The organism is Streptomyces sp. 3N207, from assembly GCF_052246355.1.
GTDB lineage: Bacteria > Actinomycetota > Actinomycetes > Streptomycetales > Streptomycetaceae > Streptomyces.
The window spans coordinates 517,091-538,157 of record NZ_JBQQBV010000002.1 but is presented as its reverse complement, the minus strand read 5'-3'; the positions used below and the strand labels follow the sequence as shown (position 1 = coordinate 538,157).

Here is a 21,067-nt window from a genome sequence, read left to right as displayed (position 1 = left end):
CGCCCGGCGCTCGGTCCTGAACGCGTCGGGCGCTCACGCCAGTTCCTCCGGAAGGGGGGTGCGGGCGGTGCGGAACCCGGCGAAGATCTGCCGGCGCACCGGGTAGTCCCAGTTGCGGAAGGTCGCGCGGGCGACCACCGGGTCCGTACCGAAGCAGCCGCCCCGCAGCACCTTGTAGGAGGGGCCGAAGAAGACTTCCGAGTACTCCCGGTAGGGAAAGGCGGTGAAGCCCGGGTAGGGCGCGAAGTCGCTGGACGTCCACTCCCACACCTCTCCCATCAGCTGCCGTACGCCCAGCGCCGAGGCTCCGGCGGGGTAGCCGCCCACGGGTGCGGGGCCCAGGTGCCGCTGGCCCAGGTTGGCGCGGTCGGGTCCGGGGGGTGACTCGCCCCAGGGGAAGCGGCGGCTGCGGCCGGTGTCCGGGTCGTGGCGGGCCGCCTTCTCCCACTCGGCCTCGGTGGGCAGCCGCCGGCCCGCCCATCGGGCGTAGGCGTCGGCCTCGTACCAGCTCACATGCATCACCGGTGCCGCCTCCGGTACCGGTTCGCGCACTCCGAAGCGGCGGTGCCACCAGCCGTCCTGCTCCCGTTTCCAGAACAGCGGTGCCCGCAGCCCGGTGCGCCGCACATGGTCCCAGCCCGCGGGAGTCCACCAGCGTGGGTCTGCGTAGCAGCCGTCCTCGATGAAGCGGAGGTAGGCGCCGTTGCTGACCGGCAGGGTGTCGATGCAGAAGGCCGGCACCTCCCGGCGGTGGGCGGGCCGCTCGTTGTCCAGCGCCCATGGGTCGTCGTCGGTGCCCATGGTGAAGGGGCCCGCGGGAACGAGCACTTCGTGCGGGAGCACCGTCGTCCCGGCCGGCGCTGCGGGTGGCGGCGGCGCGGTCAGCGCTGCCGGGCCGCGCCGCAACTGGTGGGTGATGAGCATGGTCTCGGCGTGCTGCTGCTCGTGCTGGGCGATCATGCCGAACGCGAACCCCTCCGCCACCAGCGGGTGCCCCGCCAGTTCCGCGTGCTCCAGTATCCGGAAGACGTGCCCGCGGACCTTCGCCAGGTAGGCGCGGGCCTCGTCGGGCGGCAGCAGCGGCAGCGAGGGGCGCTCGGCGCGGGGGTGTTCGAAGGCGTCGTAGAGCGAGTCGATCTCCGGCCGCAGCGGCGCCTGACCGCCCACGGCACGCAGCAGCCACTGCTCCTCCTGGTTGCCGATGTGCGCCATGTCCCACACCAGTGGGGACATCAACGGCGAGTGCTGCGCCGTCAGTTCGGCGTCCTCCACACAGTCGGAGAGCGCCAGCGTGCGCGTACGGGCGCGGGTGAGGGCATCGAAGGCGTGGGCGCGCAGCGCGGCGCGCCCCTCAGCAGCGGTCACCATGGCTCTCCCTGCTGTCCGGGGTGGTCTCGGGCTGTCCGGGGGTGGTCTCGCGGCGCCCTTGGGCGGTCTCGGGCTGTCCTTGGGGGGTCCCGGGCTCGTCGAGCCGGTCGTCGGCCGGGCATCTGCCGGGCACCACGTAGCGTGCGGTGAACTCCTCGACGGCAGCGCGCACCTGTCGTCCCGCGCCCAGCCGGGGCAGTGCCCGGCGGGCGAGGTCGAAGCAGTCGCGGGCTGCGGCGTGCAGCTCGGGGTCGGTCAGCGCGTCCCGGGCTGCGCGCTCCCAGAGGGCGTTGCGGGGGGCCGGTCCCTCGGCTGCGAGGTCGGCCAGCGGCTTGACGACGCGGTAGGCGCTCTCGCTCGCCTCTGCGTCGTCGAAGAGCGCCGTGGTCACCGCGAGGGGCACCATCCAGCCGTCCGGGCCCGGCTGTGCGTCGATCATCCGCAGCTCCAGGTGTCCCCGGGGACGCACGGGCGGAAAGAGCGTCGTCAGGTGGTAGACGAGATCGTCCAGCCGGGGCGGCCGGAGCCGGTGGCGGCCGGGCCCGGCGCGGGTGCTCCGCCGGATCCACTGCCGGAACGTCATCCCGTCCCCGGGCACCGTCCATGGGCCCTGAGCGGTACGGACGCAGAGCAACGGCGCGTCCAGCACGTACCGCGCCCAAGCTTCCCGTGGGTTGCGGCCGTTGCCGGGCGGCGCGAGGTTGCGGTAGCCGTCGAGCGAGGCCCATACGCCCTGCCGGGCCGAACGCCATCCGGGCCAGGGTCCCTCGGTGGTCGGCGAGTTGGCGAACGCCGCCGTGAGGACGGCGCCCAGCAGATGCGCCAGCAGCCAGCGGCGGCTGTAGCCGAACGGTCCCGGCTCGGCGGTGCCCGCGTCGAGGCAGATCTGCACGGAGGCGGAGGAGCACATCATTGCGCGCCCTGCCGGCCCTGTGCGGTCGAAGTACGCCTCCATGGCGCGATAGCGCCGGTCCTCCAGCAGCCGGAGGGGCGGGCGGGGATCGAGGCCGTGGCCGACGAGGGCGATGCCGTGCCGGCGCAGATGTTCGCGGGCGGCGGCGAGATCGGTGGCGACCGCCCGGACGCAGGCGGCGAGCGAGGCGGCGGGCTGGGAGCTGAACTCCAGCTGTCCGCCGGGCTCCAGGGAGATCGCGGAGCTCAGCGGTACGCCGCGGAGCGCGGTGGCGGCGGCGCGGAGGCTGCTCGCCCCGATCCGGACGCCGGACTGCGCGGGGACCCGGGCCGGATCTTCGGGGGGCGGGGACGGAGGGGGCGGGGTGTGCGGTGCGGTGTGCTTGCCGAGACCGCCATGTGCGGGCGGCAGCGGACGGACCAGCCATTCGAGTTCGACCCCGACGCGGTGCGGTGGCCCGGTCTTGAAGCAGATGCCGTGTACGTATGCGAGCGCCGCCGCCTCGCTGAGCGGTTCGATCGCGTGCTGGTTTCTTCTGCCGGTCATCGTCGGCCACCCCTCGCCGAGCGGTTGGTCTTCCGGAGCCGTTCGGCGCGGAACGCGAGCTGCCCGGCTCCACCAAAGCCGGTCCCCATTCCTGCCCTGGAGAACACCTCACCGGCTGCCCCACCGCTCAAATCCGGCCGCAGCACAATCGCCCGCGGCACAGGCCACGGGGACGCCAAGAGGGGTCGGGCCCGGCACCGGGTCCTGTCAGGACCCGGTGGAGTACGCCGCAGGCCCTCGCGGGTCCACGCGGTGCCGGAAGGGCTCAGCCCGGAACGTCCATGCGCTGGGTGCCGATGACCGACAGCAGCCGCAGGGCCTCCTCGGGCGGTCAACAGCCTGACGGAGTCGGCTGGGGTCACCTACGGTCCGGAGGGCATCCGGGTCAACGCCATCGCGCCGGGCGGCACCCTGACCGAGATGGTGCGCGCCTGGGAGGAGAGCTCCCCCGGCATCGTCGAGCGTATGAAAGCGGGCACTCCGCTGGGGCGCACGGCCGACCCCGAAGAGATCGCCCAGCTGCCGCCTGGCTGCTGAGCGACCGCTCCTCCTTTGTGACGGGCACGGTCCTGCGGGTCGACGGGGGTGCCCTGGCCTGAGCCGCGTTCCCGGTCGGCCTCCCCCAGGGCCTGTTTAGCCGTACGGGCGGGGGCCACCCGACGGGAGTGGTGGAGCAGCAGACACGGCCGGAGCGTGCCGGCCCGGAGCTGATTGTGCTGGTCGGCCTACAGGCTGTCGGAAAATCCGCCTTCTACCGGCAGCGCCTCTCGGGCGGTGACAACGGCGGTCACATCCTGGTGAGCAAGGACCGGTTCCCCCGTTCCGCCAAGCACAAGCAGCAGCGTCAGCTGCGGCTGATCGACGAAGCGCTGGCGGCCGGGCAAGCCGTCGCGGTCGACAACACCAACCCCTCACCGCACGAGTGGCGCCCTCTGGTGGCCCTCGCCCGTGCCCACGGCGCACGGGTGACGGCGTACTGGTTCCCGCCGGACCTCGCCGCCTCGCTGCGCCGCAACGCCGCACGGGAAGGCCGTGCCCGCGTACCGGACGTCGGCGTACGCGCCACCCACGAGCGGCTGCGCAGGCCGTCCCTTGCGGACGGGTTCGACGCCGTGCTGGAGGTGCGGTTCGACGGCCGCGGCGGTTTCGACGTACGAGAGGCGCAAGACGTACGAGAGGGGCGATGAGGACGGCGAAGCCCTTCCGTTCACCGCTGTTCCGTTCAGCGCTGCGCCGCCCACCTGCCCGGTGGGTGGTCCGGCAATGTCAGATCGGCGACCAGTCCGTAGTGATCGCTCGCCTGCACACCGTTCACCGGTTGCACCAGGACCCGCTCGCAGGAGGAGACCCGGAGGGTGGGCCCGTGGGCGCCGCAGCGCACCAGGATGTGGTCGATACGGCGGTCCACCGCGGTCGGCATGTCACCTTGCCGTACGAGGGGATTACGGGGGCTGAAAGTGGGCCCGGGCTCGCCGGGATGCACGGCCGACCAGGCGTCCTGGAAGCAGACCCCGCTGCCGTCCAGCGACTGCAGTCCCCGCAGGAACCGGAGGCTCGCGGCGTCCGGCGTGGCGTCGAGATCTCCGAGCAGGACGGTGTGGCGTACGCCGGGCCGGGTGGCCTGCTCGGCGAGACGGGTGGCGGCGAGGGCCTGGAGCTCCCGTTCACGCTCATAGTCGTAGGGCCAGCTCGGCTTGTGGTGGACCACCAGGAGCGTGCCGAGCGGTTCGGGGAGCGGCAGCTCGGCGGCGACGGCTCCGCACCATTCGGTGTCCGCCGTGCGTCCGGTGACCTGGAGCGGGTCCGTCGCGACGGGGCCGAAGGGGCTGCGCGCTGCCAGCACGGCTCCCACGCCGTCGGCGGACCACCGCGGGTGCGGGGCGGTGTACCAGCCGTCCTCGGCGAGGGCTGCCACGTCCTGGCGGGTGACCTCCTGGAGTGCGAGCACATCGGGGCGCAGCCGCCGGAGCTCCCGGGCCAGGACCGCGCGCCGGGCGGTGCCGTCGGCGTACTGGGGGGCCAGTACGTTCATCGTCATCACCCGCGTCCCGAGGACCACGTCGCTCACTCCTTCACCAGGCCGACGGAGAGGTACCTGCCGGGTGCGTACCCGGCTGCGCCGGCACCGGCCCGGGTGTGTTGCCATGGCTGTGCCGGGAACGGTCCCGGGAATGTGGACCCGGACAAGATTGTTTTCCGGCGCCAGGGCGCGGCCCGTCCTGATGCCCCCATGGCAGGAGACAGCATGAGCACGATCGAGCTGACCAAAGAAAACTTCGAGGAGACGATCTCTGACAACGACTTCGTCCTGATCGACTTCTGGGCCTCCTGGTGCGGCCCGTGCCGCAGCTTCGCGCCGGTGTACGAGGCCGCGGCCGAGCGGCACTCGGACCTGACCTTCGCCAAGGTCGACACGGAAGCCCAGCAGGAGCTCGCGGCCGCCTTCGAGGTGCAGTCCATCCCGACCCTCGCGATCATCCGGGACCGCACCCTGGTGTTCTCGCAGCCCGGCGCGCTGCCCGAGGCAACGCTGGAGGACCTGATCGGCCAGGCCCGGCAGCTGGACATGGCCGAGGTACGGCGCGCCGCCGAGGCCCAGGCAGCCCAGGCCGACGGCGGCCCGGAGGGCACCGGCGCCTGAAGCGCGCGGGTGGCCGTCGCGCACGTTCCCGCCGCAACGCTGCCCCAGGGCCGTCCGGCGGTGCCGTAGTACCCCCGACTGCGGGCACTGCGGCACCGTCGGCCGCGCTCACGTAGCGCTGGGCCCGCCGACCTGAGCGGGAAGGGCGCGTCACCGGCCGCCGAGTGCCTCTTCCAGGTCGTAGCGCACCGGCTGCTCCAGCTGTTCATAGGTGCACGAGCCGGGTTCGCGGTCCGGGCGCCAGCGGCGGAAGAGCACTGTGTGCCGGAAGCGCTGCCCCTCCATGTGGTCGTAGGCCACCTCGCACACCCGCTCGGGCCGCAGCGGCACCCAGGAGGCGTCCTTGCCGCCGCTCCATCTGCTCGGGGCACCCGGCATCCGGCCCTCCTCGTGCGCGGCTCCCCTTTCTCCGGCGGACTCCCAGCGGGCCCATGGGTGCTCCTCGGGGCGGTCCATGCCCAGCGGTGCCAGCTCACGCATCAGCTCACGCCTGCGGGTGGCCGGGAAGGAGGACGAGGCGCCCACGTACTGGAGCGCTCCGGAGGCGTCGTAGAGGCCGAGCAGCAGGGAACCGAGCGACTCGGAACCGCTCTTGTGCGGGCGCAGTCCGGCCAGTACGCAGTCGGCCGTGCGCTCGTGCTTGACCTTGAGCATCACCCGCTCCCCCGGCCGGTACGGCAGGTCGGTGCGCTTGGCCACCACGCCGTCGAGCCCGGCGCCCTCGTACTGCGCGAACCAGTCCCTGGCGACCGCGCTGTCATAGGTCACCGGCGCCAGATACAGCGGAGGACGGGTCCGCTGGAGCGCCGTCTCCAGCATCCGCCGCCGCTCGGCCAGCGGCGCCGCCATGACGTCGGCGTCGTCCAGGGCCAGCAGGTCGAAGGCGACGAAGGAGGCCGGCGTCCGCTCGGCCAGCAGCCGCACCCGGGAGGTGGCCGGGTGGATGCGCTGCTGGAGCGCCTCGAAGTCCAGCCGGCCGCCCAGCGGCAGCACGATCTCGCCGTCCAGTACGCAGCGCTGCGGCATCCGCTCCTGGAGCCCGTCGACCAGCTCGGGGAAGTAGCGGACCAGGGATTTCCCGGTCCGGCTGATCAGCTCCACCTCGTCGCCGTCCCGGAAGACCAGGCAGCGGAAGCCGTCCCACTTGGCCTCGTACTGCATGCCCTCCGGGACGGCGGAAACCGGCTTGGCGAGCATCGGTTTCACTGGCGGCAACACCGGGAGATCCACACCCTCGATTCTGCGCCGGACGGACGGGGCCCGCATGTGGCGCGGACCCGTGAGCGCTGCCGTCCTCGATGGGCGACCATGAAGCCATGCTGCTGGCAGACATCGCCCGGACGTCTGCTCGGATCGCGCAGGCCGCCGGCCGCAACGAGAAGGTCACGCTGCTCGCCGAGCTGTTCCGGCGGGCCGAGCCCTCCGAGGTGCCCGTTGTCGTCACCTACCTGGCCGGACGCCTCCCGCAGCGCCGTACGGGTGTGGGCTGGCGCAGCCTGCAAGAGCTGCCGCCGCCCGCCGCAGAGCCCACCCTGACCATCACCCGCACGGACACGGCGTTCTCCCGGATCGCCGAGATCGGCGGCAAGGGCGCACAGGCCGAACGCAAGCGGCAGCTCGACGCGCTGCTGGCCGCGGCCACCGGCGACGAGCAGCGCTTCCTCGTACGGCTGATCGGAGGCGAACTGCGGCAGGGCGCACTGGACGCCTTCGCCGTCGAAGGGCTGGCCGCAGCCGTGGCGGCCGACCCGGTCGAGGTACGGCGCGCGGTGATGCTCGGCGGTTCGCTCGGCACTGTCGCACAGGCGCTGCTGGCCGAGGGCCCCGACGCGCTGGCCCGGTTCCGGCTGGAGGTGGGCAGGCCAGTGCTGCCGATGCTGGCGCACACCGCCAAGGACGTCGACGAGGCGCTCGACAAGCTGGGCCCGTGCGCGGTGGAGGAGAAGCTGGACGGCATCCGGGTGCAGGTGCACAAGGACGGCGACGAGGTACGGGTCTACACCCGCACCCTGGACGAGATCACCGACCGGCTCCCGGAGGCCGCGGAGGTCGCCCGCAGGGCCGACGCTGCGCAGGTGGTGCTGGACGGAGAGGTGATCGCCCTCAAGGAGGACGGCTGGCCCCGGCCGTTCCAGGAGGTCTCCGGGCGTGTCGCCTCCCGCCTCGACGTGGCGGGAGCCAGCAGCGAACTGCCGCTGCACCCGGTCTTCTTCGACGTGCTCTATCTGGACGGCCAGGACCTGCTCGACCAGCCGTCGATCGAGCGGCACGCCGCGCTGGCCCGGGTGCTGCCCGAGGAGCTGCGGGTGCGCCGGGTGCCGGTGCCCGACCCGGCCGATCCGGGGACCCGCACCGCCGTACGGGAGTTCGCGGACGAAGTGCTGGCCCGCGGGCACGAGGGTGTGGTGGTCAAGGCGCTCGACTCGGGGTACTCCGCCGGCCGCCGCGGGGCCTCGTGGCTGAAGGTCAAGCCGGTGCACACCCTCGACCTGGTGGTGCTCGGCGCGGAGTGGGGGCACGGGAGGCGCGCGGGCAAGCTGTCGAACCTGCACCTGGGGGCGCGGCGCGCGGACGGCACCTTCGCGATGCTCGGCAAGACCTTCAAGGGGCTGACCGACGCGCTGCTGGCCTGGCAGACGGAGCGGCTGGGTCAGCTGGCCGTTCAGGAGAAGCCCTGGGGGGTCCTGGTGGCGCCCGAACTGGTGGTGGAGATCGCCTTCGACGGGGTGCAGCGCTCCACCCGCTATCCGGAGGGCGTCACCCTGCGGTTCGCCCGGGTGGTGCGGTACCGGGACGACAAGCGCCCGGAAGAGGCCGACACGGTGGAGACGGTAACCGGGCTGCTGCCGTGAGGTGTCACAGCTCCGCGCGGATGCGGGCGGCCACCTGGCGGGCCTCCGACTCGTCCGCATAGCGGTTGCGGGGCCAGAAGAAGCCGCGCAGCCCGTCCTTGCGCCTGCGCGGCACCACGTGCATGTGCAGATGCGGTACCGACTGGCTGACGCGGTTGTTGCCCGCGACGAACGACCCGTCCGCCTCCATCGCCCGCTCGACGGCGCCCGTGACGCGGCGTACGGCGGTGAAGTACGGACCGACGGACTCCTCGGGCAGGTCGGTCAGCGTCTCCACATGGCTGCGGGGCACGACCAGGGTGTGGCCGGGGAAGAGGGGGCGCTGGTCGAGGAAGGCGACGACCTCGCCGTCCTCATGGACGCGGTGGGCGGGTGCCGTGCCTGTGACGATCCGGCAGAAGGCGCACGCGCTGTCCTGGGCCTCGGCGTCAGCTCCCATGGCGGTCAGCTCCCATGGCGTCAGTCCCCATGGCGTCAGTTCAGCGTGCGCGGGTCGGGGCCGACGCGGGTGCCGGTCTCCAGGCGCTGGATCTCCCGCAGGTCCTCGCCGTCCAGCTCGAAGTCGAAGACGGCGATGTTCTCCCTGATCCGGGAGGGGGTGACGGACTTGGGGATGACGACGTTGCCGAGCTGGATGTGCCAGCGCAGCACCACCTGCGCAGGCGTCTTGCCGTGCTTGGCGGCGGCCTTGCGGACGACGGGGTCGTCCAGGACGCCGTTGCCGCGGCCCAGCGGGGACCACGCCTCGGTGACGATGTCGTGCTTCGCGTCGAAGATCCGCAGCTCCGGCTGCTGGAGCCGGGGGTGCAGCTCCACCTGGTTGACGGCAGGCACCACGCCGGTCTCGTCGAAGAGCCGCTGGAGGTGCTCCGACTCGAAATTGGAGACGCCGACGGCCCCGGCACGGCCGCTGTCGTGGATCTCGGCCAGCGCCCGCCAGGTCTGCACGTACAGCTCCCGGCCCGGCGCCGGCCAGTGGATGAGGTAGAGATCGACGTGGTCGAGACCGAGCCGCTCCAGCGAGTCGTCGAAGGCACGCAGTGCAGTGTCGTGGCCCTGATCGGTGTTCCAGAGCTTGGTGGTGACGAACAGTTCCTCGCGCGGGATGCCGGACTCGCGCAGCGCCTTTCCGGTGCCGCCCTCGTTGCCGTAGAGGGCCGCCGTGTCGACGCTGCGGTATCCGGCCTCCAGCGCGGCGGAGACGGTGGCCGCTGCCTCGTCGTCCGGCACCTGGTACACGCCGAATCCGAGCTGCGGCATCTCCGTTCCGCTGTTCAGCAGGACGGAGGGGACGTGTGCGCTGCTCACTGTGCGACCTCAGCTCTCTTCGGGGCCTTCGGGCGTCGTCCGTCAGCCGGGGTATCCGGTCTGCCGAGGTCCATTCACGCATACGACCACCGGGCTTGCTGGGTCTCTCGTCCCCGCAAGCCCGGTGGTGTGTTGTGGTGCTGTCCCGGCGCTACGGCCTCCGGGCCTGCCCGGCCTGTTCAGCCCTCCTGGGTCTGCACGGTCGCCTCGCCCGCACGGGCCCCGGGGACCGGCGCGGCGGTCTCCCTCTCGCGGGGCACGGGCAGCACCGCGTACAGCAGTGCGGCCAGCAGGGCCGTGGCCGCCCAGCCCAGGCCGTTCTCGCCGATCCAGGTGGAGACCAGCGGGCCGGTGAACCAGTCGCACTTGGTGAAGCCGAGTCCGAGCAGCAGCGCGACGCCCCAGGCCGTCATGGCCTGCCAGCAGTAGCCGCCGACGTACCAGTAGCGGCTGCTGCGCGAGGTGTCGACCAGCCCGGCGGGGTCGTAGCGGACGGCCCGGTTGCGGCGCCGCAGCATGTCGATCCCGTAGACGCCGACCCAGGCGGAGAAGGAGACCGCGAGCAGCGAGAGGAAGGAGATGAACGAGCCGTAGAAGCTCTTGGCGACCAGCATCAGCAGCAGACCGCCGACCAGGCTGATGACCGCGTTGACACTGACGGCCCACGCACGCGGCAGCTTCACACCCATGGTCTGCGCCGTGAAGCCTGCGGAGTACATCGACAGGCTGTTGATCAGCAGCATCCCGATCACCGCGATGACCAGGTACGGCACGGCCAGCCACATCGGCAGCGCCTCGCCGAGGAAGGAGACCGGGTCGTCGGTCTTGGCAAGCGCCGGGTTCTTCACCGCCATCACGCCACCCATCAGCACCATCGGCACCAGCACCAGCAGCGCGCCGGAGAGGGTGGTGCCGAAGATCTTGCCTCCGGAGGCGCTGTGCGGCAGATAGCGGGCGAAGTCGGGCCCGGTGGGGATCCAGCTGATACCGCCGGCCGCGATGGTGCCGATGCCCGCGATGAGCATGGCGGTGCTGCCCGCGGGCCGGGAGAACACCTCGCCCCAGTCCATGGTGGTGATCAGATAGCCGAGGACGAGAACGGTGAAGAGCCCGAAGAAGTAGGTCGACCAGGTGTTGCAGAAGTTGAGGACCTTCCGGCCCATGCCGCTGACCAGGAACGTCACGCCTACGAACAGCAGCAGCGTGACGACGATGAGCGGAGTGTTGCTCCGGATGCCGAAGAGCAGCCGGAGCACCGTGAGGACCGCATAGGTGCCGGTGACGGCGTTGATCGTCTCCCAGCCGAAGCGCGCGACCCACAGGATCATGCCGGGGAAGTAGTTGCCCCGCACCCCGAAGGTGGCCCGCGAGAGCATCGCGCCGGGTGCGCCGCCCCACTTGCCGGAGACGGACAGCAGCCCGACCAGCCCGAAGGAGACGCCACCGGCGACGGCGGCGGCGAGCAGCACCTGCCAGAAGTTGAGTCCGTTGAAGACGACGAGCCCGGCGCCCATGGTGAGCAGCAACACACTGATGTTGGCGGCCACCCAGGTGGGGAACAGCTCGCGGACCCGGCCGCGCCGTTCGTGGTCAGGGACGGGCTCGATGCCGCGGCTCTCGACGGTCTCGTCGACAACGGCTGTCTCCGGGGTGGCGGAGGGGGACGTGGGGACGGAGGAGTGCGCCTGGGCGGCGCCGTCGGCGTTGGCAACGCCGGGGGAGACTGCCATGGGTGAGGCTCCGTGCGTGGTTCTCTGGTGCGACGTGCGTCATTGCAGGGTCGTGACCTGGGGGCACCCCGCGGCGGAAGGCCGGGAGGCGACTGAGGGGGGACTCTACGCGCGTTGCAAGACGCCCCCTATCGTACAGAGTCACACGATCGGCCCCCTCGAAGTCGGGTGATCGTCCAAGGGGGCCGGGTGCGGGCCCGTCGGATCCGGAAGCGGATCCGACGGGGCACGGGCCACGGGCCACGCCAGGGCAGGCGGCTCCGCCAGGGCAAGCTGCTCCGCCGGGGCACGGGCCCGCCGGGGCACGGGCCCGCCAGGGCAAGCTGCTCCGCCGGGGCCTGATCCGGCTTTCCGCCGGTGCGGGCCGGATCAGGGCACGGGTATCAGCGCCACCGAGCATTTGGCGTGCTGGAGGACAGCGTTCACGACGGGGCTCACCTGGAGGCCGAGGCGCCGGTGGTCACGGCGTGCGCCCAACACGATCAGATCGGCGGTTTCGCTCAGCTTGATCAGCTGCTCGGCCGCCGAGCCCTGGTGCTGCTCGGCCGACACCTGAACGTCCGGGTAGCGGTCATGGAACGGCGCGACCGTCTGCTCCAGGAGCCGCTCCGCGCTCCTGGTCTCCTCCGTCGGCTCCTTCGGCGACAGCCGCTTCGACACGCCGGGCAGCATGGGATAGGTCCAGGCGTGCACCACCCACAGCGTCGAGCCGGTATCCCGCGCCGAGCGGAAGGCGAACTCGACCGGCTCCAGCTCCCCGGCCCGCTTCAGTCCCACGACCGTCTCACCGGGAGTCGCACCGGCCTCGGGTACCTCGCCGCGTACGACCATCAACGGTCCTGCGGCGTGTGCGGCCAGCCGCAGGCTGACCGAGCCGAGCAGCAGCCCCCGGAAGCCGCCGTGACCGCGGGTGCCCACGACGGTCAGGTCCGCGGTGCGGCTGGCACGCACCAGTGCATCGGCCGCCGGTTCGCTCGCCCCGGTCGCGATCACCGTCAGCCCCGGTACGCGCTCCCGGGCCCGCTCGGCTCCGTTCTCCGCCACCTCCCGGGTGGCCTGGCGCATCCGCTCCCGGTCGGCGTCCGTCTCGGGGACGACACTGCGCCGGGCCGGCACCGTGCCGCACAGCACCTCCAGCTCGGCGCCGCGACGGTTCGCCTCGTCGGTGGCCCGGTCCAGCGCGCGGAGAGAGTGCGGGGAACCGTCGACGCCGACCACCACACGGGCGGATGCGGGCGTTCCTGCGGGGGGCTCGTTGGTCTCCGACATGTCCGTCCGTCCTCTCGCGTCGTCCTCACGTCCCTGCGCGGGTACCCCGTGTGCTCGGGGCACACGGGGTACCTACCCGCGGGGCACCTTCTCCCCAAGAAGAAGGCACGGCACCAAGGTGCGGCGGCGGGCGGTCAGGTCGGCCCTCGTGCCGTCGCGACGGAAAGGCCACCGCCTCTCTCGACGCGGAGCTGGAGAGCGTCGTCCGCGACCTCGGCCACGAGCTTGTCGCCCGGCGCCACTTCGCCGCCGAGGAGGAAGGAGGCGAGCCGGTTGTCGAGCTCGGTCCGGATGGTCCTGCGCAGCGCTCCGGCACCGGACTCGGGCTGGTAACCGTGGTCGGTCAGCAGCCGCTCGGCGGGCTCGGTGACCTCCAGGGCGATCTCCTGGGCCCGCAGCCGGCGCACGCTCGCATCCAACAGGAGCTCCACGATCTGTCCCATATTGTCCTCGGTGGGCGACCGGAAGACGACCGTGTCGTCGATACGGTCGAGGAACTCGGGCGGGAAGTGGGCGCGCAGCTGCTCTCGGAGCTGACCCCGGATCCCGTCCACATCGCCCTGATGGGCAAGGAGCAGCGGGGAGCCGACGCTGCTCGTCATGACGACCAGCGCGTTGCGGAAGTCGGCGGTGCGGCCCTGCGCATCGGTGAGCCGCCCGCCGTCCAGCAGCTGCTGCAACGTGCTGAAGACCTCGGGGTGCGCCTCGTCCACGTCGTCGAACAGCACGACGCCGGAGGGGCGGCGCCGCACCCGCTCGATGAGGCGGGAAAGGGTGGGCCGTTCCCGGAACTCGCCCATGTCGATACGGATCAGCCGCTCCTCGGAGCCGAAGAGCAACTCGGCCAGCACCTTGGCCAGTTCGTTCCTGCTCACTCCGGTGGGGCCGAGGAACAGGAAGGAGCCGGCGGGCCGGTGCGGATCGGCCAGGCGGGAGCGGTTGCGGCGTACGGCCTCGGCGACGGCGGTGACCGCCTCCTGCTGGCCGACGACGCGGGAGCGCAGTGTGTCCTCCAGCTTGAGCAGCCGCTCCTTCTCGCTCTCGGCCAGCGGGGAGGCGGGAAGACCGGTGTGCCGGGAGAGGACGTCGGCGATGTCGTCGACTTCGACGGTCAGCACGCCCTCGCGGCGCTCCTCGACCCCCGCCAGTTCTGCCTCGGCCTGGGCGATCCGCCGCTCGCGTTCGGCGGCCCGGTCGAAGTCCTCGTCGGCAACCGCCTCTTCCTGCTCGCGGCGGAGCTTGACCAGCCTGTCCTCTCTGCTGATCACGTCCACGGAACGACCCAGCGAGCGCAGCCGCACTTGCGCTCCTGCGGTGTCCACCAGGTCGACGGCCTTGTCAGGCAGCAACCGGTCGATGAGGTAGCTGTCGGACAGTTCGGCGGCGGCCCGCAGCGCCTCACGGGTGAAGCGCACCTGGTGGTGCGCCTCGTAGGAGCCCCGCAGTCCGTCGAGGATCTGCACGGTCTCCTCGATGCCCGGCTCGGCGACCAGGACCGGCTCGAAGCGCTGCTCCAGCGCCGCGTCCCGCTCCAGGTTCTGGCGGTACTCACCCAGCGTCGCCGCGCCGACGACCTGCAGCTGGCCGCGGGCCAGGGCCGGTTCGAGGACGTTGCCGACGTCCATGGCTCCCTCGCCGCCGAAGCCGGCGCCGAGGACGGTGTGCGGCTCGTCGACGAAGAGGATGACCGACGCGGACTCCTCCTGGGCCTCGTCGACGACCTTCCGCAGCCGCTCCTCGAACTCGCCCCGGTCCCCGGATCCGGCCACCAGCCCGGGCAGATCGAGCTCGACGACCCGTGCACCGACGAGGCCGACGGGGACGTCGTCCGCGGCGATGCGCTGTGCGACGCCCTCGACGACGGCGGTCTTGCCCACGTCCGGCTCACCGAGCAGTACGGGGTTGTTCTTGGTGCGCCGGGAGAGGATCTCCAGGGCCTGGTCCACCTCGTCGGCGCGTCCGACCACCACGTCGGGCCCGCCCGTGCGGGCCTCCTGGGTCAGATCCCGGCCGTAGGCGTCCAGCGTGGGGGTGCCGCTCCGGATCCGGAACGGCACCGTACCGCCCTCCCGGCGCCCCGCGGCCTCCGCGTCCCTGCCCAGCCGGCGAAGGTCGCCGCCCTGGCTCTCCAGCAGCCGGCCGGCGCCCGAGTCCGGGTCGTCCAGCAGTGCGCGCAGCAGGTGCTCGGGCCCACTGTGGGAGACCCCGGCAGCTCTGGAGTACCCGTACGCGGCGAGCAGTGCGCGCTTGGCCGCGGGGGTGAGTCCCGGCTCGGCGGAGGGGGTGCCGCTCTCGCCGGGGAGCGCCGCCGCCACGGCCTCGGCGAGCTGGTCCGGGTCGATCCCGGCGCGGCTGAGGAGCCCGCGGGAGGGGTGGGTCCGGGTGGCGGCCCACAGCAGGTGCTCGGTGTCCAGTTCGGCGCTGCCGTCCTGGCGGGCGCGGGACGAGGCCCTCACGAGCAGTTCGCGGGCGGAGTCGGTGAGCAGCCGCCCGCTCGGCACCGGCCCGGTCGTGGGCGGTTCGGAGGGTGGCGAGGTCCCGAAGAAGCTGTCGAGCAGGTCGGAGAACGGGTCGGCACCGCCGGGGGCGCCGAAGGGCGACATGGTCATGGGTATGCCTCCGCTGCCGCGGACCGGTGTCCCTGACGGGGTTCGCTCCGCTCCACTACAGCAGCAGCGCCCGGGGCCCGCAAAAGGGACGGAGCTCAATGAAAACCGAGGAACTAATTTAACCGAGTTACATTTTCTCTGATACGGTCGCCGTATGACCGAACACCCCGCCGGGCTGCGCGAGCGCAAGCGGCAGCGCACCTACCGGGCGATCTCCGACGCGGCCGTCGCCCTCTTCCTGGAGAAGGGTTTCGACGCCGTCTCCGTCTCCGAGATCGCCGAGGCCGCCGAGGTCTCGAAACCGACCCTCTTCCGCTACTTCCCCGCCAAGGAGGACATGGCCCTCTACCGCTTCGCCGACCACGAGGACGAGGCCGCTCGTGTGGTCGCCGGACGGGGCGAGGGGGTGCGGCCCCTCACCGCGCTGGAGGACCACTTCCTGGCCGGGCTGCAGGCCCGCGATCCGGTCACCGGACTGTGCGACGCACCGGAAGTGCTCGCTTTCCACCGGCTGCTGTACGGCACCCCGAGCCTGGTCGCCCGGCTGCACTCCTACACCGCACGCTCCGAACAAGCCCTGGCGGCCCGGCTGGCCGAGGAGACGGCAACGGACAAGGACGCATCCGCGGACCAGGACGCATCCGCGCTGACGGCACAGCTGGCCGCCGGACAGATCGTGACCACCCAGCGGGTGCTCGCGATGGCGAACTGGCGCCGCATCTCGCAGGGTGCGAGTGCCGACAGTGTCTTCGAGTCGGCCTCCGAGGACGCCCGGCACGCCTTCGCGCTGCTGCGCACCGGGCTGACGCCGTTCGCCTGACCCGAACCGATCACGGCCCGTAGAAGAGAAGGGAGCACCGCCCCATGCCGGGGGAGCACACCGCGGAGCACACCGCCGAGGAGGAAGCCCTCCACGCCGAACTGGCCGCAGAACGCGCCTACACCGACCGCTGCCGCGCCACGCTGGACCGTACGAACGCCGCAGCACAGCACCGGGTGCTGGAGGGTGCCGGGGTACTGACCAGGCAGCACTCCGGCGAGGCGGCGGGCGAGGGTGTCGCGGGCGACGGAGCCGGTGCGGAGGCGCTGGGCCGCTATCTGCGCAGCCAGGCCAAGGAGTTGCGGGAGGAGCCGGACGGGCCGCCCTTCTTCGGCCGGCTCGACTTCAGCGACGAGGGAGCCGACGGCGAGGAGGCCGGCGAACACCGCGGCCAGCGCTACTACATCGGCCGCCGCCGGGTCAGCGAACACCCCTCGGCCCCGCCGCTGGTACTGGACTGGCGCGCCCCCGTCGCGCGCGCCTTCTACCAGGCCACCGCCCTGGAACCGCAGGGCGTCCGCTCCCGGCGCCGGTTCGGCTGGGCGCCGGGCGGTACGGGCACCGCAGCGGACCTGACGGGACTGGAGGACGAAACCCTGGAAGAGGCGGGAAGCGGCGATGCAGCAGCAGCCGGATCGGCTCTCAGCTCCCGCATCGTCGCCGTCGAGATCGAACGCCCACGGGTGGGGCCGATGCGCGACATCGTCGCAACCATCCAGCCCGAACAGGACGACCTGGTGCGCTCGGGCCCGGACCACTCGCTCTGTGTGCAGGGCGCGCCCGGCACCGGGAAGACCGCCGTCGGACTGCACCGCGCCGCGTATCTGCTCTACACCTATCCGCGCCGGATCGAGCGCGGCGGCATGCTTGTCGTCGGCCCCAACCAGGCGTTCCTCGGCTACATTTCGGCCGTACTGCCCGCGCTGGGCGAGGTGGGGGTGCACCAGTGCACGGTGCGGGACCTGCTGCCGGACCACCCGGTGCGGGCCGAGGACAGCCCGGAGGCGGTGGAGCTCAAGCACAGCGCACGAATGGCAACCGTGCTGCGGCGGGCCCTCTACGCACGCGTACGGCTGCCGGACGGGCCGGTGGCGGTGCCGGACGGCTCCTACCGCTGGCGGCTCGCCGAGGACGACCTGCGCGCCGTCGTCGAAGAGACCTTGGCACAGCAGCCGCCGTACGAGGTCGGCAGGGAGCGGGTGCGGGCGCGTACTGTGGCGCTGCTGCGGAACCAGGCCGAGCGCCGCGCGGGGCCGCCCGGCGGCGAGTGGCTGCGCCGGATGGGCAGGAAGAAGGAGCTCACCGGGTTTCTCGACTCCGTCTGGCCGCGGGTGAAACCGGAAGAGGTCGTCGCCGGACTGCTGGGCGACGCGGGGGACTTGGCCCGCGCTGCCGACGGACTGCTGAGCGAGGACGAACAGCGGATGCTGCTGTGGCAGGGGCGCCGCCCCAGGTCACCGCGTACGGCACGCTGGTCGGACGCAGACGTGCTGCTGCTGGACGAGGTGGCCGGACTGATCGCCCACCCCGAGGAGAGCTACCGGCATGTGGTGGTGGACGAGGCGCAGGACCTCTCCCCCATGCAGTGCCGCGTCCTGGCCCGCCGCTGCCGCTTCGGCTCGCTGACCGTGCTGGGCGATCTGGCGCAGGGCACCACGCCCTGGGCGGCCCGCGACTGGCCGGAGCAGCTGGCACACCTCGGAGCCCCCGAGGCAGCCGTCACCCCGTTGACCACCGGATTCCGGGTACCGTCCGAACTGCTGGCGGCTGCCAACCGGTTGCTGGATTCGCTGGCGGTGCGGGTACCGCCCGCGCGCTCGCTGCGTACGGGCGGGAAACTGGAGACGCTGCGGGTACCCAGCGCTGCACTGACCGGGGCTGTGGCGGAGCGGGTCGCCGCCGCCCTCGGCCGGGAGGGCTCGGTCGGGGTGATCGCGGCCGGCGAGCGGGTCGCGGCCGTGCGTGAGGCGCTGGAGACCGCCGGGATCGCGGCCGGAACGCCGGGCGGGGACGGGGAGTTGGCACGGGTCACGGTGGTGGGCGCCGAGCTGGCCAAGGGCCTGGAGTACGACCACGTCGTACTGGTGGAGCCTGCCGAGATAGCGCACAGCGGTCCGCGCGGACTCCAGCGCCTCTATGTCGCGCTCACCCGCGCGGTGTCACGGCTGGAGATCCTGCACGCGGCCGAGCTGCCGGAGGCCCTGCGTGGCTGAGGTGACACCGGCAGGGGTACGGGCAGAGGTGCAGGCGGGCGCCGTCAGACCACGGAGCCAGTCCGGCCGATCGGCGATCTCCAGCAGCAGGAGCAGCCGGGTGAGCGGGTGGTCGCAACTGGGGCCGTCGTCCGCCAGGTCCGCAGGGGCGGGGAGTTCGGCGCCTGGTGTAGTCACTGGGACTCCTGTAGACGGACGGAAGATCGTGAACTCCGTTGACCGCTGGTGCAGTTGAGTCGCGCTCAAGGGCCGCGGGTGGAGTACGACGGGCATTGTGGCGGTTCCGTACTTACTTCTGCAAGTACATCTGCAAGTACATCTGCAATCACGCTCGGCTGTGAGACGCTTCCAGACGTCGCAACCGCTCACGGGGGAAGCAAGTGACGTAGGGAGAGACGTACATGCAGATCGAGAACGGTATCGAGGCCACGAAGATCGAAGGCGCGGTCTGGCGCAAGAGCCGCCGCAGCAACCCCAACGGCAACTGTGTCGAGGTCGCCACTCTTCCCGGCCAGGGAGTCGCCGTCCGCAACTCCCGCTTCCCGTCGGGCCCCGCCCTGGTCTACACACCGGCCGAGATCGCGGCGTTCGTCCAGGGCGCCAAGGACGGCGACTTCGACGACCTGCTGGACGCCCAGAGCTGACCGCCCCCACGGCGGTTGCCCACGGCTCAGCCGTGAGGCACAACTGAACAAGCATCACGGGCGCCGCCGCCGCACGACACGGACGTGTGGCGGCGGTTCATGTACACCAGATCCCTGCGCACGGTGCGGCCGAGCCGGTTCACCTGCGGTGGTTCAGATCCTCGCCACCCGGCCTCGAAAACCGGCCGCGTAACCGGTATGGCTGTACGCTCGATCGGCGGAGTGGGACACTGAGCATCCGTACAGTCACTCAGGGAAGCAAGGCGGGCGAGATGGGAGCACAGCCGCGACGCGAGGCGTCGCCCGGACGCATCCTGGTCCACCCCAGAGGTGGGCCCACGATTCTGCGCATCGTCCTGGGCACCCAACTGCGCCGGCTGCGCGAGGAGCGGGGCATCTCCCGCGAGGCGGCGGGCGAGGCGATCCGCGGCTCACACGCCAAGATCAGCCGCCTGGAGCTGGGCCGCGTCGGCTGCAAAGAGCGCGATGTCGCCGATCTGTTGACGCTGTACGAGGTGTGGGACCAGCAGGAGCGCGAGGAGTATCTGGAGCTGGCCCGGCAGGCGGGCTCACCGGGCTGGTGGCAGAAGTACAGCGATGTGATGTCGCCGTGGTTCGACCGGCTGCTCGGGCTGGAAGAGGCCGCCGCCATGATCCGCACCTACGAGGTGCAGTTCGTGCCCGGCCTCCTGCAGACCCGGGACTACGCCCGCGAGGTCATCCGGCTCGGCCACCCCCGGGACGACAGCCGGCGCAGCGAGCGCCGTATCGAACTGCGCATGGAGCGCCAGGCAATCCTGGAGAAGCCGCATTCGCCGCGCCTGTGGGCCGTGATGGACGAGGCGGCGCTGCGCCGCCCGCTGGGCTCACGGCAGGTGATGCGCGCTCAGCTGGAACGGCTCATCGAGGCCACCCAACAGCCGAACATCACGCTGCAGATCGCCCCGTTCAGCATGGGCGGACTCGCCGCGGCCGGCGGACCGGTCACCATCCTCCGCTTTCTGGAGCCCGATCTCCCGGACATCGTCTACCTCGAACAGCTGACCTCTTCCCTCTACTTGGAGAAGCGCGACGAGGTCGAGGGCTATCTCGTGGTCATGGACCGGCTGTGCGCAATGGCCGAGCCACCCTCCGGAACGGCCGCGTTCCTGGAGAAGTTGCTGGCCGAGTACTGAACGTACTGGTACCGAGCGGGCGCGATGGTGCCGCGCCCGCCGGCTCCCGGCCGGTTACGGCTTCCGTGCCACGCCGCCGAACTCGAACCAGGTCTCGTCCTCCAGCTGGCGCGCGCACAGATCGGAGTCGGGACGCCAGTCGTTGATCTCGACCAGTCCCGGTTCCAGCAGCTCCAGCCCCGCGAAGTACGGCTCGACGTCCTGAGGTTCACGCACCCGGCCCCAGTTGCCGTTGGTGCTGCTGTTCATGAAATCGGTGACGAAGTCGCGGGTCTCCTTGTCGTGGCTCACCAGTTGGTTGAGCACGACGAAGCTGCCGGAGGGCACCCGCTCCAGGGTGCGGCGTACGACGGCGGCCGGATCGGAGTCGTCGGGGATGCAGTGCATCACCGAGATGAAGAGCAGCGCGACGGGCTCGGACAGGTCGATCAGCCGGCGCACCTCGGGGCTGTCGAAGATTGTTTCCGTGTCGCGCATATCGGCCTGGATCACCGCCGTGTTGGCGTTCTCCTCCAGCAGCGCCCGGCCGTGGGCGAGCACGATGGGGTCGTTGTCGACGTAGACGACGCGGGCTTCCGGATCCGTGCGCTGCGCGACCTGGTGAACGTTGTCCTGGGTGGGCAGCCCTGAGCCGTGATCGAGGAACTGGCGGATGCCATAGTCCTCCGCCAGGATGCGTACGACCCGCTGGAGGAAGCGTCGGTTGTTGCGCGCGAGAGCCCCGGTACGCGGCACTTTCTCGTCCAGCGCCGCGACAGCCTCGCGGTCGACGGCGTAGTTGTCCTTGCCGCCCAGATAGTGGTCGTACATCCGGGCCACGCTCGGGACGGTGATGTCCACCCCGTGCATCGCATTACCGGTCGTCTCTTCCCGCATGTGTGCCCCACTGTTTTCACCGGCGCACCGCACGCCGGCCGTGCGGACGCCTGTCCTCGCGGGGAAGCATGCCATGGGAGTCCGGCCCGGACCAACGTCAAGT

General features: G+C 71.7%; 18 protein-coding genes and 1 pseudogene. 8 read left to right on the top strand and 11 right to left on the bottom strand.

Annotated elements, in window-relative coordinates; translation table 11 throughout:
* Window positions 1-33: 33 nt before the first annotated feature.
* Together egtB and egtA are read right to left on the bottom strand one after the other, a co-directional pair.
* Entirely contained in the window at window positions 34-1,368 is a 1,335-nt protein-coding gene (gene egtB / locus ACTWP9_RS05110; RefSeq protein ID WP_443244744.1) for an ergothioneine biosynthesis protein EgtB, read from the bottom strand.
* Window positions 1,352-2,827, bottom strand: coding sequence for an ergothioneine biosynthesis glutamate--cysteine ligase EgtA (egtA, locus tag ACTWP9_RS05105; protein ID WP_443244743.1), 1,476 nt, complete (start codon window positions 2,825-2,827; stop codon window positions 1,352-1,354). Before egtA ends, egtB begins: the two co-directional genes overlap by 17 nt.
* 324 nt (window positions 2,828-3,151) lie before the next feature.
* Between egtA and ACTWP9_RS05100 the strand changes: the two are divergent.
* A pseudogene (locus ACTWP9_RS05100) lies at window positions 3,152-3,426 on the top strand (SDR family NAD(P)-dependent oxidoreductase); the annotation flags it as partial.
* Between the two features lie 69 nt (window positions 3,427-3,495).
* The gene (locus ACTWP9_RS05095; RefSeq protein ID WP_443244742.1) at window positions 3,496-4,014 is read left to right on the top strand and encodes an AAA family ATPase; all 519 of its coding nucleotides are present in this window, start codon (window positions 3,496-3,498) and stop codon (window positions 4,012-4,014) included.
* Window positions 4,015-4,049: 35 nt separating this feature from the next.
* Here ACTWP9_RS05095 and ACTWP9_RS05090 read toward each other — a convergent pair whose 3' ends face one another.
* On the bottom strand, window positions 4,050-4,886 hold the full coding sequence (locus tag ACTWP9_RS05090; protein WP_443244741.1) for an endonuclease/exonuclease/phosphatase family protein: 837 nt from the start codon (window positions 4,884-4,886) through the stop codon (window positions 4,050-4,052).
* A 186-nt stretch (window positions 4,887-5,072) separates the two neighbouring features.
* Between ACTWP9_RS05090 and trxA the strand changes: the two genes are divergently transcribed.
* Complete coding sequence (trxA, locus tag ACTWP9_RS05085) at window positions 5,073-5,468, top strand: thioredoxin (protein WP_443244740.1); 396 nt, start codon at window positions 5,073-5,075, stop codon at window positions 5,466-5,468.
* A gap of 150 nt (window positions 5,469-5,618) precedes the next feature.
* Here the strand turns inward: trxA and ACTWP9_RS05080 are convergent, their stop codons facing one another.
* On the bottom strand, window positions 5,619-6,698 hold the full coding sequence (locus ACTWP9_RS05080) for an ATP-dependent DNA ligase (RefSeq protein ID WP_443244739.1): 1,080 nt from the start codon (window positions 6,696-6,698) through the stop codon (window positions 5,619-5,621).
* A gap of 86 nt (window positions 6,699-6,784) precedes the next feature.
* Here ACTWP9_RS05080 and ACTWP9_RS05075 point away from each other — a divergent pair, with 86 nt between their 5' ends.
* A complete protein-coding gene (locus tag ACTWP9_RS05075; RefSeq protein WP_443244738.1) occupies window positions 6,785-8,320 on the top strand; it encodes an ATP-dependent DNA ligase in 1,536 nt (511 codons plus the stop codon).
* 4 nt (window positions 8,321-8,324) lie between these two features.
* On the opposite strand, the gene ACTWP9_RS05070 is transcribed toward ACTWP9_RS05075, so the two are convergent.
* The 5 genes from ACTWP9_RS05070 to ACTWP9_RS05050 form a co-directional block, all read right to left on the bottom strand.
* A complete protein-coding gene (locus ACTWP9_RS05070; protein WP_443244737.1) occupies window positions 8,325-8,759 on the bottom strand; it encodes an HIT family protein in 435 nt (144 codons plus the stop codon).
* Between the two features lie 35 nt (window positions 8,760-8,794).
* Window positions 8,795-9,580, bottom strand: coding sequence for an aldo/keto reductase (locus tag ACTWP9_RS05065; protein ID WP_443244844.1), 786 nt, complete (start codon window positions 9,578-9,580; stop codon window positions 8,795-8,797).
* 227 nt (window positions 9,581-9,807) lie between these two features.
* Entirely contained in the window at window positions 9,808-11,358 is a 1,551-nt protein-coding gene (locus tag ACTWP9_RS05060) for a purine-cytosine permease family protein (RefSeq protein WP_443244736.1), read from the bottom strand.
* Between the two features lie 369 nt (window positions 11,359-11,727).
* Window positions 11,728-12,627 (bottom strand): universal stress protein, encoded by a 900-nt coding sequence (locus ACTWP9_RS05055; protein ID WP_443244735.1) that lies wholly within the window; start codon window positions 12,625-12,627, stop codon window positions 11,728-11,730.
* A 134-nt stretch (window positions 12,628-12,761) separates the two neighbouring features.
* Window positions 12,762-15,236, bottom strand: a complete 2,475-nt coding sequence (locus ACTWP9_RS05050; RefSeq protein WP_443244734.1) for an ATP-dependent Clp protease ATP-binding subunit — start codon at window positions 15,234-15,236, stop codon at window positions 12,762-12,764.
* A gap of 154 nt (window positions 15,237-15,390) precedes the next feature.
* Here ACTWP9_RS05050 and ACTWP9_RS05045 point away from each other — a divergent pair, with 154 nt between their 5' ends.
* Window positions 15,391-16,056 (top strand): TetR/AcrR family transcriptional regulator, encoded by a 666-nt coding sequence (locus ACTWP9_RS05045; RefSeq protein WP_443244733.1) that lies wholly within the window; start codon window positions 15,391-15,393, stop codon window positions 16,054-16,056.
* A 44-nt stretch (window positions 16,057-16,100) separates the two neighbouring features.
* Window positions 16,101-18,269 carry a HelD family protein gene (locus ACTWP9_RS05040; protein WP_443244732.1) on the top strand — a complete coding sequence of 723 codons (2,169 nt, stop codon included), beginning with the start codon at window positions 16,101-16,103 and terminating at the stop codon, window positions 18,267-18,269.
* Here ACTWP9_RS05040 and ACTWP9_RS05035 read toward each other — a convergent pair.
* Window positions 18,216-18,446: a hypothetical protein gene (locus tag ACTWP9_RS05035; protein WP_443244731.1), complete on the bottom strand. Its 231-nt coding sequence runs from the start codon at window positions 18,444-18,446 to the stop codon at window positions 18,216-18,218. The two genes, ACTWP9_RS05040 and ACTWP9_RS05035, sit on opposite strands and share 54 nt — an antisense overlap.
* A 224-nt stretch (window positions 18,447-18,670) precedes the next feature.
* Here ACTWP9_RS05035 and ACTWP9_RS05030 point away from each other — a divergent pair, with 224 nt between their 5' ends.
* The gene (locus ACTWP9_RS05030) at window positions 18,671-18,913 is read left to right on the top strand and encodes a DUF397 domain-containing protein (protein ID WP_433097567.1); all 243 of its coding nucleotides are present in this window, start codon (window positions 18,671-18,673) and stop codon (window positions 18,911-18,913) included.
* A gap of 272 nt (window positions 18,914-19,185) precedes the next feature.
* Complete coding sequence (locus tag ACTWP9_RS05025) at window positions 19,186-20,088, top strand: helix-turn-helix domain-containing protein (protein WP_443244730.1); 903 nt, start codon at window positions 19,186-19,188, stop codon at window positions 20,086-20,088.
* A 54-nt stretch (window positions 20,089-20,142) separates the two neighbouring features.
* Here the strand turns inward: ACTWP9_RS05025 and ACTWP9_RS05020 are convergent, their stop codons facing one another.
* Complete coding sequence (locus ACTWP9_RS05020; RefSeq protein ID WP_443244729.1) at window positions 20,143-20,964, bottom strand: SAM-dependent methyltransferase; 822 nt, start codon at window positions 20,962-20,964, stop codon at window positions 20,143-20,145.
* Between the last annotated feature and the right edge of the window lie 103 nt (window positions 20,965-21,067).

Coding starts and splice junctions, on each gene's coding strand:
- egtB (WP_443244744.1), bottom strand. CDS start 1,368: ATGGTGACCGCTGCTGAGGGGCGCGCCGCGCTGCGCGCCCACGCCTTC.
- egtA (WP_443244743.1), bottom strand. CDS start 2,827: ATGACCGGCAGAAGAAACCAGCACGCGATCGAACCGCTCAGCGAGGCG.
- trxA (WP_443244740.1), top strand. CDS start 5,073: ATGAGCACGATCGAGCTGACCAAAGAAAACTTCGAGGAGACGATCTCT.
- ACTWP9_RS05075 (WP_443244738.1), top strand. CDS start 6,785: ATGCTGCTGGCAGACATCGCCCGGACGTCTGCTCGGATCGCGCAGGCC.
- ACTWP9_RS05070 (WP_443244737.1), bottom strand. CDS start 8,759: ATGGGAGCTGACGCCGAGGCCCAGGACAGCGCGTGCGCCTTCTGCCGG.
- ACTWP9_RS05065 (WP_443244844.1), bottom strand. CDS start 9,580: ATGCCGCAGCTCGGATTCGGCGTGTACCAGGTGCCGGACGACGAGGCA.
- ACTWP9_RS05060 (WP_443244736.1), bottom strand. CDS start 11,358: ATGGCAGTCTCCCCCGGCGTTGCCAACGCCGACGGCGCCGCCCAGGCG.
- ACTWP9_RS05055 (WP_443244735.1), bottom strand. CDS start 12,627: ATGTCGGAGACCAACGAGCCCCCCGCAGGAACGCCCGCATCCGCCCGT.
- ACTWP9_RS05050 (WP_443244734.1), bottom strand. CDS start 15,236: ATGACCATGTCGCCCTTCGGCGCCCCCGGCGGTGCCGACCCGTTCTCC.
- ACTWP9_RS05045 (WP_443244733.1), top strand. CDS start 15,391: ATGACCGAACACCCCGCCGGGCTGCGCGAGCGCAAGCGGCAGCGCACC.
- ACTWP9_RS05040 (WP_443244732.1), top strand. CDS start 16,101: ATGCCGGGGGAGCACACCGCGGAGCACACCGCCGAGGAGGAAGCCCTC.
- ACTWP9_RS05030 (WP_433097567.1), top strand. CDS start 18,671: ATGCAGATCGAGAACGGTATCGAGGCCACGAAGATCGAAGGCGCGGTC.
- ACTWP9_RS05025 (WP_443244730.1), top strand. CDS start 19,186: ATGGGAGCACAGCCGCGACGCGAGGCGTCGCCCGGACGCATCCTGGTC.
- ACTWP9_RS05020 (WP_443244729.1), bottom strand. CDS start 20,964: ATGCGGGAAGAGACGACCGGTAATGCGATGCACGGGGTGGACATCACC.